The following is a 6,633-nucleotide window of genomic DNA, read 5'->3' on the forward strand; positions in this document are numbered from 1 at the left end:
TTTTTCGAAAAGGTCGTGGAGCGTGTTGCACGCGAAGCACCCGCCGTCAGCTTCGAATTGCTGCCGCTCGACGACGATTCCGATGAGCTCCTCCGGCGCGGTGACGTCGATTTTCTGATTCTTCCGGAATTGTTCATGTCGAGCGCGCATCCAAGAGCGGCGCTGTTCGACGAGACATTCGTCTGCGTAGGCTGCCCCACGAACAAGCAGCTGCCAGGCAAGCTTACATTCGAGAGGTACGTGTCGATGAAGCACATTGCGTTCAGGGTCGGCCGTGCGCAGATGCCATCCATCGAGGAACAGTTTTTGCTTGAGCATGGCCTCAAGAGACGTGTCGAGATCGTCGTGCAGGCTTTTAGCATGATCCCGCCGATGGTCTCAGGCACAGCCCGTATAGCGACCATGCCCTTCCGACTGGTTGAGCATTTCAAGGAAACCTTCCCCCTGCGGATCATCGAACTTCCGCGGCCACTTCCCACGTTCACCGAGGCCGTCCAATGGCCCACCCTTCACAACAGTGATCCGGCAAGCATATGGATGCGGCAGATAATGTTGCAGGAGGCATCCCGAATGTGAAGTCGCGGGCGCTCCTAGTTTTAGATTTACTCAGCGGCTCATACGGGTGCGAACCGGCGTGCAAAATTGGGTCTGACCAAATTCGATAATCTTGTATTACGGCGTGCCACGTATTCTCCCGACGCTGGCAGCCGGCAACACCCAAAATGAAGTGGAAGAAGTACTTTACCGCAGGCTGTGCGAGGCTGAAGGTTTTTCCCATGCACCGCGACCTAGCCGAGGGTCAAGCGCGACCTGGCGCAGTGGATCCCAAATGGCAGGCCAAATACTCGAAGCTGGTGGATTGGGTGGAGACTAACATCGAGGAGACGCTGAGCGTCCGATCGCGCGGAGACGAGCCTGCAACCGCCAAAAAATCGTGCGCAGGACCGCACCGCGCGGCTGATGCGATTGCATCTTTCGCCGCTGCACTGAGGGCCTTTGTTAGACGGTCTACGGTTCGCGCTTCGGGCCGAGCATGAACACTGTCAGGGCAGCGAGAAACGAGGCAACGGCGCTGTAGGCAAAGGCACTGGCAACGCCGGCATTGTCCACCAGTAGACCACCGAAAATCGCGCCGGCTGCGATGGCCACTTGGAACGTTGCCGCCATCATCCCACCGGCGTTTTCGGCATGCTCGGGAGCGGCGCGCAGCACCATCCATGTCTGCAGTCCCACCGGCACCGCGCCGAAGGCAAAGCCCCATACGGTAACCGCAATCGCCGCGGCCCAGGCCGATGCTCCCAACGTCAGCAGCGAGACAGCGGCCATCGCTATGATCAGGGGCGGCAGGGCCGCGACTGCCTTGAGGCTGTGCTCGGCCAAGAATCCGCCGGCCAAATTGCCGAAGAAGCCGCCGATGCCAAAGGCGAGCAATACGAGCGAGATCGTCTCGATATTGAGCGCCGGAACATCCTCGAGGAAGGCGCGGATATAGGTGAAGCCGGCGAAGTGCCCGGAAGCGACCAGCAGGACGACCAAAATCGCGACTTTGATCATTGGAGTCCTGGCCACATCCAGCAGACTGCGAAAGCTGGTCACTCCAATCGGAGGCAGCCTCGGAAGGGTCATGAGTTGCACTAGCAGTGTAACGGCGCCAAAGACTGCAGCGATCATGAAGGCGGTACGCCATCCCCAGATGTCGCCGACATAGGCGCCGATTGGAGCCGCGCAAACGGTAGCGACGGTAACGCCAGTGAGGATGATCGACATGGCGCGCCGCAGAAGGTGACTTGGAACGAGCCGCATCGCCAGCGCTCCCGAAATCGACCAAAAGCCTCCGATCGCTATTCCGAGCACGACGCGACCGGTCAGGAGAACCGGCAGTGACCCCGCGACGGCCGACAGAACGTTCGACAGAATCAGCAGCAACGTCATCGCCCACATGACGATCCTGCGGTCCAGGCGATTTGTGATGATGGCCATCGTCGGCGCCGCAATCGCCCCGACGATTGCGGTCGCTGTCAGTGCCTGACCAGCTGCACCCTCGGTGATACCGAGATCATGCGCGAGCGGCGTCAGCACGCTGGCAGGCAGAAACTCTGCTGTCACAAGCCCGAAGGTGCCTAAAGCAAGCGAAATGACCGCACTCCATGCGGGACCAGACCGTTGATGTGGTTGTTCTGGGTCATGCAGAACTCCGTCCATGAAGCCTGTCGCGGATTCGGTCATGAACTGGGTCTCCCGTTTGGATGTGCGCAACATCGGGGTGGCTGCGCTGACCCGCATTAGCGCCAGAAGGGCCTTTCCCTGCGGCGTTGCACGGAGGAGGGGAATTCATCGCTTCGCGATATTTTCTGACGGTGCGGCGCGCAATATCAATGGCCGTATCCTTGAGCCGGAAGACGATGTCATCGTCAGAAAGCACGTCATCTGGCGATTTTTCGGCGGCGGTTATCGCCTGATCCGATGGCGGACAGCTTCGGCGGAGTGCGCGTCGCCACCTTGGGAGGAGGCGATCGCGACGGTGAAAAAATAATTCAGTTCGACCACGCCGCGCGGGGTCAGCATTTATTTGTTCGACGTCACCCAGCTTACCGTCGACTCGTGCACGTTGATCGCGTCGGCGACAGTCCTGAGACTGAGAGGCCGCAGGTGGTCCACGCCGTGTCCCAAAGCGGCATCCTGCTGGCGGAGACGGATGAACGACAATTGAGCGAGCCGCATGCCTTGGTCCGTCAGTCTCGAACCAGCGATGCGCAAAGCAGCTACTGAGCACGGATGTCTGGAGGGAAAGTTCGGCGCAAATGTGCACCGTCTCCTTGGGCGCTTGTAAGGAGCTTCGCGTTTTTGCCATGGTTCTGTTTGTAGCTTTCTACGTGCTTTGATGGGCTCTAACAGATGACAGCAAGCGCCATGCCGTTTCACTTGAAGGCACCGAATCGGATTATCTTTTGCCGAAGCCCTGCTGGCTTGAGCAGGGGGCGCCGTGCGTTGAGTAAGACCGAGCGCGCCGCACAATCGCTTGGTCACCCGGACCGAGCAAAGGTGCTGTATTGTCGGGGTAATCAGCACTTGCGCACCGGCTCGGAAGACGAAAACCGTTCCCGACGGCCAGCCGATGCATTGCCGCACGCCGGCGGGCACTGCATCGACCGCGTAAGGCTTTGTCTCTAGCGTGTAATTGCGTGGCGCGGGCCGGCGATCTGCGAAGCGCGGCCGTCGCGCCTCAGCCATAGCTCTGTAGTTGCTCCCCTGTCGAGGAAGGTCTCTAACACCTTCCAGCTCTTCAGCACGGCGCGCGCCGGTCTGCACGCAGTGAGGATCGAGTTCGGCTAGGCGTCACGGCGTTTGCACGATCGCGATTCCTTGATTTGCTCCTTCTGTGCCTGCCTATCCGAAAACGCTGTTGTGTCCGGACAAGAATGTCGCAAGCTCGACAAAAAGATCGTCACGGTCGGGCTGCCGGTACGGGGGCAATTGGTGCAACGCAAACGGTACGGTAATCGGCACCTTGCTTCGGCAATTTTGTCACTGAGGACGTCAGCAGTGTTTCATGGGAGCTCAGCGGTGATTGATCAACCTGTCGTTAGCCGGCGTGGCGGTTGGACAACCCGACGGGTGGTCGGCTTCCATTCGCAGGGCGGCAATACAATATCGCCAAAGCGATGGAGCTCAGTCGCCCTATCCGCCTACAGGCTAAGCACTTCTAGCTGACGGGCCCGGAATGCTCCTCGGCCTGCGCTCTTGCATCCTTGGGCGGCATCATGCGCTTTGCGGAGCCCGGCGCGATTGGGTGCATGGGTTGTCCTTCAGCGGCCACATTTCGCTCAGCATGGGCGTCGACCCGTTTGGCGCGAGGGGACATAGATGCAGCATCGCCCTCTCACCGCCTGGAGAAGTTAGCGCCCTCTAATGGCGCTATCGAATCCTGACGCGAAATACCGTGAGGAGAGCCTTAATGCCCTATCCTTCGACAGCCACGGGCATCTGACGCCGGCTACGCTGCCTGATGCTGCTGCATGCATTCGCTAGGCGCGATCGTCCCTGTACATCCAGCCAGCCTTATTGATGACGGGAGCGGCGTCTAACCTGTCTTAGTCAACAGCAACCCATTGCACCAAACGTGGTCCACGCATCCCCACTCACAGGCTGCCGCGGCATCCGGAAAGAACCCACGTCCGTTAAGGTTGGCACTCGTGTTGCAGAGCAGCGGAATGCCAGTGAGTTGTTCGTATTCGACCAGGAGCTCTGCAATTGGGTGATCAGATTCTCTGGAAACTGTCTGTAATCGTGCAGTCCCGTCGAGATGAACGACTGCCGGGATTTTCTCTTTCCACTCTGAACGTGTTCGGTGATCGAACAGCATGTAAGGATCCGGCGTGCCAGGCTCGAATATCTCATGTGCACGATCCTCCAAGCATATTGGCGCTACCGGCCGGAAGTGCTCTCGACGTTTTACTTTGTTGAGGTGGTCCTTCATGTGGGACGAAGTCGCGGCCGCCAGGATGCTTCTGCCTCCCAACGCACGTGGACCAAGCTCTGCACGGCCTGCGAGGAAAACGACGGGCTTGTCGTCCGCGAGCACGCTGGCAAGTTCTGTCAAGCTGCATGGAGCAGCCTGCCATCCCGGCGGCACCGGGCCATGGTTCATGTTTGGTCCGCTGTAGACTGACCAGTCGAGATGCACGAAACCTTTGTCGGCGGCCAGCGCGCAGCAAGCGGCACCGATCGCCGATCCGCTGTCGTTTGGAAACGGAGGCACCCAGACTGCGTCGAACAAACCGCTCGCCCGGAGGGCGCTGTTCCATTTGATGTTCAGCCCGCATCCGCCGGCTATGCACAGGTTTCGGGTTTTGGGGACTGAGTACCCACGCAGCGCCCTTGTCATGCCCCGGACGAGAAGACGCTCCACGAAGGCATGGAACGAAGCAAGTATGTCCTCGGGCGTTTCGGGGATTAACCGCGACGCGCTTGCATCGAAGAAGTCGTGCACAGCCGTGAGTAACGCGTCTTCGCTGTGGCTGTTGTTCCCGTAGCCAAAAGCAAGGTCCGTATCCCAGGCAAAATGGTCGTCGTAAAGCTCCTGAAACACATTCACGATGTGTTCATGGACTACTCCGAGCGCAATATAGGCCATCAACTTGCCGGCGATACCGAGGTTCCAGCCAGTCCGCAGTTCTCGCCTGTAAGGACCGAAATGTTGGCCCGCGGCCGCATAGGCATGGCCTATCATCGGAAACAGGCACCCAACAAATCGGACTCCACTTGGCTCGACGTAGTAAAGACGCGGAAAGATGCAGCCGTCCCATACCAGACAAAATGCCGGTTCCTTTGCTTTGGCGAATGAGCTGGTGCAGTATGCGGAAGCTACGTGGCCAAGGACATGCGGATAACTGTCATAAGAAAATATCCCGCCGCCGAGCATGAGGCCCGAGCTGTGATAAGCTGTCAGGGGACTTTTAGGGTCCCGCTCCACATAGGGTGCCCCGTTGAGAGTGACCGGTGTGCCCTCACTAACAACCTGGAATTCCGACTCGATCTCACCGTCCCAGCCATCGATGACGAACCGGTCAACATCGCGCGGATCCAGGCCATGTTCCGCTAAGGCGGCAACAATCGTTTCAAGACGATCAATGGATTGGTAACGTGGATTATTATCGAGTTTCTCCTGCTCGACGCAAAAGATCAATCGGCCGTCCTCGACGACAGCGACTGCCCCGTCGTGCGTTAGCTTGATACCGCAAATTCGCATACTAGATCCATGTCAAGGTTAGCTGTGGAACAACTGTAGAACAACCGAGAAAAACGTGAGCTGGAAAGCACGGGACATGGGCTTTCAAGTAATGCGCTATGCAGTATCATGACGCATCGGTAAACTTGATTGTTTGGATGTGTGCATCCATGGTGTGGATATGCGACCCATGCCCACAGGCGACCAGCCGGCTTGATGCGCAGCGATGAGCGACAGCATGCCGCCGTCGAAACGCGCGACCACGACTTGCTGCGAACAGATGACAAACCGGTCAGCGGCAGCGTAGGATTATTCCTGAGGGTTGAGGTCTCCGGGAAATGACGCGGATCGGCGTAAGCAACCAAATCCTGCGCCGTTTCAATGACTTGCACTACATCCGCCAATCCCATGGCTAAGTGGACCCAGCCCACGCCGACTTGCTTCTGTGGAAAGCGCCCTGGACGAGACAATGATACCTAAGCACCAAGCCGGAGGCCCTCGCCAGCTTCCAACTGAAGACCTGCCGGCTCAATGCCGAGAACCGCCCGGGATATTCGCTCTTCGGTCGCCTCGTCGGCGCAGGCGCCTGGCGGCCGCAGATAGATGATCAAGTGAGCTTCGTCATAGCCGTGATACAACCACTGGCCTTCGTCGAAATCGGTGGAGCAATACACTTTCCTCGTCGACCTCCGATGCGGGCTCAGCTGTGCCCGCCGCGCCGCTACGAACGATGCTAACCTTGGCGCCCGCGCGCCCGACGGCGCGTGCCGGGTGCTCGTGAACCGAGCCCGCTTTTTCTTCGACAGGCTCAGGCGGTCTCGGCCATCCGGCTTCGCCCCCTGGCGCGGGCAGCCTGTCGGCTGCTGACGGTCGCCGGCCTGTCGGCCGGCGCGGTTTGTCTGTTG

Annotated in this window: 4 protein-coding genes and 1 pseudogene; 1 reads left to right on the forward strand and 4 read right to left on the reverse strand. The window is 59.0% G+C overall.

The window, feature by feature from the left end:
* On the forward strand, nt 1-576 hold a 576-nt coding region (locus tag AC0L2V_RS31965; RefSeq protein WP_473522161.1), incomplete at its 5' end, for a LysR substrate-binding domain-containing protein.
* 432 nt (nt 577-1,008) lie between these two features.
* On the opposite strand, the gene AC0L2V_RS31970 is transcribed toward AC0L2V_RS31965, so the two are convergent.
* The 4 genes and pseudogenes from AC0L2V_RS31970 to AC0L2V_RS31985 all read right to left on the reverse strand — a co-directional run.
* The gene (locus AC0L2V_RS31970) at nt 1,009-2,226 is read right to left on the reverse strand and encodes an MFS transporter (protein ID WP_473522162.1); all 1,218 of its coding nucleotides are present in this window, start codon (nt 2,224-2,226) and stop codon (nt 1,009-1,011) included.
* 56 nt (nt 2,227-2,282) lie between these two features.
* Nucleotides 2,283-2,691: pseudogene (locus tag AC0L2V_RS31975) on the reverse strand (RNA polymerase factor sigma-54); the annotation flags it as partial.
* A gap of 1,390 nt (nt 2,692-4,081) precedes the next feature.
* Entirely contained in the window at nt 4,082-5,749 is a 1,668-nt protein-coding gene (gene nodU / locus AC0L2V_RS31980; RefSeq protein WP_473522163.1) for a nodulation protein NodU, read from the reverse strand.
* 455 nt (nt 5,750-6,204) lie between these two features.
* Nucleotides 6,205-6,633 (reverse strand): hypothetical protein (locus tag AC0L2V_RS31985; protein WP_473522164.1); only part of this gene is annotated, 429 nt, incomplete at its 5' end.

Source organism: Mesorhizobium sp. WSM4814, assembly GCF_055811595.1.